Here is a 3,475-nt window from a genome sequence, read left to right as displayed (position 1 = left end):
TGGTGTGAAAAGTGCCAAACCAATTGGGTCCTAACAGAAGAAATCTGAAGCTGGCACGCGCTTTTGTCGATCTTTAGAGTTCAATTACTTCGATCTGGAAGCCCCGGTCAGTCTGGCTTGTTTCCTGTGTTGCGCTTGCTAAAGGGCCTCGATTTGCCTTGAACCTGGAAAACTCAGTTGGATGTTATGCCAATGTCGCAAGCTTTCATCCCCGGCCCTTCTCCCGGCTCTGCATTCCCTTCGGTCACAGGGAGAAGGGTGTAAACCCCCTCTCCCCGCGGGAGAGGGTTGGGGTGAGGGCTAAACACGCGTCAGATTTGGCTTTGCGGTCAGTTTGTCGCGGTCAACTGAGGTTTTTAGGTTGAAAAACAGGCTCCACTCACCCTGGAAATTCGTCCAATTACCAAATCGTACGCACATGTTGATAGGCACGAATCTTTTCATCTGCGGTAACCAACGGGGCTCCGAGTTTTCGTGCTGTGGCTACGATAAGGCGGTCTGCCGGGTCTTTGTGAAATTCACCGGGAAGTTCGGTGCTTTTCACGGCGACCTCATTGTCGACAGGAACAAAGCTAACAACCTCGATGCTGCCTACCCAGGATAGCCATTCCGTTACATCCATCGACAGCGCCACTCTTCCTTTGGCGACCAGCATGGACAGCTCCCATGCTGAAATGGAGGATACGAAAATTTGCCCGCCCTCCAATTCGCGCTCGATAGCCTGTAGGGCAACGGCTGAAAGCTGCTCCTTATCTCCGGATGCCCACCAAATGAGCGCGTGCGTATCCAGGACAATCACTGCAAAGCCTCCCAGTCGTCTTCAGCGACCGGGGCCGTTGGATTGTCAAAGCGGAGAACGGAGCCTCGCAGAACGTCGAGAGGGCTGCGCGTGTATGGTTTGTAGGGGCGAACTTCCAATTTGGGTTGCCCACGGTCAGTCACCACGACAGATTCACCACTGGCTTCCACTTGGCGGAAGAACTCCAGCGCTTTGGCCTTGAACTGGGATTTTGATACCTGAGTTATCATAATTTTGCCTCTAGTCAGATGACGATAGTCAGAGTATAGGTGCAGCGCGCAGTAGGGCGCAATAAGCAAAGCGCATTGCGCCGGGCAAGCTCTACCATCCACGATATTCCTCATTTACAAAGAGGAATTTCATGGTATCGTTGGGCATGATTCCCCGACTCCATCTTTCTGATCAAGTGCAAACCGCCTTGCGGCGCAGCGGCATTGTCGCGCTGGTCGGGCCTCGCCAGGTTGGCAAGACGACGCTGGCACGAGCTTTTGTCGATCTGCAAAGTTCCAATTACTTCGATCTGGAAGATCCGGTCAGTCTGGCTCGTCTGGCTGAGCCGATGCTCGCGCTGGCTGCGCTGCGCGGTTTGATTGTGATTGATGAAATCCAGCGCGAGCCGGGCTTGTTTCCTGTGTTGCGCGTGCTGGCCGACCGGCGCGATGTCGATGCGAAATTCCTGTTGCTGGGGAGCGCTTCGCCCGCACTCATCCGGCAATCCAGCGAATCGCTGGCGGGGCGCATCGAGGTGATTGAGGTTGGTGGATTCACCCTCGATGAAGTGGGTGAACCTCAGTCCGATACGCTGTGGCTGCGAGGCGGGTTTCCGGGAGCATTTCTTGCGGATTCCGAGGAAGATAGCCGGGCTTGGCGTAAACAATTCCTGCTGGCGCTGGTCGAGCGTGATTTGCCGCAATTGGGCATGAGCATGGCGCCGGCGACCCTGCAGCGCTTTCTGGTGATGCTGGCCCACTATCACGGGCAAATCTGGAGTGCGGCCGAGCCGGCACGATCTCTGGGACTATCGGAAGGCACGGTGCGCCGTTATCTGGATATCTTGACCGGGACGTATCTGATCCGGCAGTTGCAGCCTTGGCATGAAAACATCGGTAAACGCCAGGTGAAGTCTCCCAAGCTGTACTGGCGCGATAGCGGTTTGCTGCATCAGTTGTTCGGTATTTCGTCCTGGGAGTCCCTGCTCGCCAATCCGAAATGTGGCGCATCCTGGGAGGGTTTTGTGCTGGAGCAGGTGATTCATCAATTGCGACCGGATGAAGCTTATTTCTGGGCAACGCATACCGGCGCCGAACTGGACGCGTTGCTGATGATCAATGGCGAGCGCATCGGTATTGAAATCAAGCGTTCCGATGCCCCGCGCCTGACGCCTTCGATGCGGCATGCGCTGGATGACCTGAAGCTGAAACGCTTATGGGTGATTTATCCGGGCAGCAAAAGCTATTCGCTCCATGCGCAAGTAACCGCCGTGCCATTCGAGAACTTTGCCCAAGAAATGAATGCTGCGGGATAAAGCACTTTCCGCTCGCTGCGCAGTGCTGGAGGCATCGATAAACTCCTTGCAAAGCGGCGTTCTACAGGCATGATGATGGCCTGAAAGCCAATGAATACGGCACTCTTCAGGCATATTGCCAGTTCATCGGGCGGCGGGTGGTAGTTCTGCGCGAGCAAAGCATAATTTCGCCAACGCCTTGAAACCGTCGCCCGGATAGGCCAGATAAGGCCATTTACATATCTGTTGGTTTTTATCACAGCACTCGTAATATTAGCAATAATCCCTTGTTATTTAGCAGGTTAAACATTATAGTTAAACAAAACTATGAGCATAACTAAGGGCATGTTAACCTTTTCTTCACTTTTCTCTCTCCGTCGCAAGCCCGGCTGGATGGCGCTGGTGCTGAATGGCGGGTGGGTGACGCTGGCGCACGTGGTGCGTGATCCGGGCTCACGTCCGGAAGTGCTGATGCTCGATAACTTCGCGGTTGAGAAGGGTGAGTGCGAGGCTTTGCAGCGCCTGCGCGTTACCCGCCAACTCAAATCCTATTGCTGCACCACGCTGATGGGTAACGGCGAATACAACGTTACGCAGCTTGATTCGCCTGCGGTGCCCAAGGAAGAGCGCAAAGATGCGTTGCGTTGGGCGCTCAAGGAAATGGTCAGCTATCCACTCGATAGCGCCAGTGTCGATGTCATCGATATTCCCAGCGATGGCTTGCCTCCGGGGCGATCAGCGGGGGTTCTGGTCGTGTCTGCCGCCGAGAGCGCGGTGCGTTCGCGGGTGGCCGTCTTTGAGGCGGCGAAGATAAAACTCGACGCGCTCGATATTCCCGAACTGGCGCAGCGCAACGTGGCGGCCTTGCTTGAAGACGAGAACCGAGGCTTGGCGTTTTTGCGTATCGACGAAACCGGCATGATGCTGACGCTGACTTTTCACGGCGAGTTGATCGCCGTGCGGCGCGGCGAGATTAATACGCTCCAGCTGAACAACAATAACGAGGATCAACGCGCTCGTTCAAAGGAACGTCTGGTACTTGAACTGCAGCGCAGCCTGGACAATTTTGATCGGCAGTACAGTCACATTCCGATTTCCAAGGTTGTTCTGGTGAGCTATGACAAATCTCGCCCCATTGGAGCCACCGAATCGCGGCCTAATGGTGCCAGCGG

4 protein-coding genes are annotated in these 3,475 nt (G+C 55.1%); 2 read left to right on the top strand and 2 right to left on the bottom strand.

What is annotated here, in order from left to right; genetic code table 11:
- Nucleotides 1-400: 400 nt before the first annotated feature.
- Both ACOYNV_RS26735 and ACOYNV_RS26730 read right to left on the bottom strand, forming a co-directional pair.
- On the bottom strand, nt 401-799 hold the full coding sequence (locus ACOYNV_RS26735) for a type II toxin-antitoxin system VapC family toxin (protein WP_422902860.1): 399 nt from the start codon (nt 797-799) through the stop codon (nt 401-403).
- Nucleotides 796-1,029 carry a type II toxin-antitoxin system Phd/YefM family antitoxin gene (locus ACOYNV_RS26730; protein WP_422902859.1) on the bottom strand — a complete coding sequence of 78 codons (234 nt, stop codon included), beginning with the start codon at nt 1,027-1,029 and terminating at the stop codon, nt 796-798. Before ACOYNV_RS26730 ends, ACOYNV_RS26735 begins: the two co-directional genes overlap by 4 nt.
- A gap of 146 nt (nt 1,030-1,175) precedes the next feature.
- On the opposite strand from ACOYNV_RS26730, the gene ACOYNV_RS26725 reads away from it, so the two are divergent.
- Together ACOYNV_RS26725 and ACOYNV_RS26720 are read left to right on the top strand one after the other, a co-directional pair.
- Entirely contained in the window at nt 1,176-2,324 is a 1,149-nt protein-coding gene (locus ACOYNV_RS26725) for an ATP-binding protein (protein WP_422902858.1), read from the top strand.
- 324 nt (nt 2,325-2,648) lie between these two features.
- Nucleotides 2,649-3,475: hypothetical protein (locus tag ACOYNV_RS26720; RefSeq protein WP_422902857.1), on the top strand; the 827-nt coding region annotated here is incomplete at its 3' end.

Origin of the sequence: Propionivibrio sp., from assembly GCF_049316945.1 — a bacterium.
In the GTDB taxonomy this organism is placed as follows: Bacteria; Pseudomonadota; Gammaproteobacteria; order Burkholderiales; family Rhodocyclaceae; genus Propionivibrio.
The sequence above is the reverse complement of the archived record's forward strand: the minus strand, read 5'-3'. Positions and strand labels throughout refer to the sequence as shown.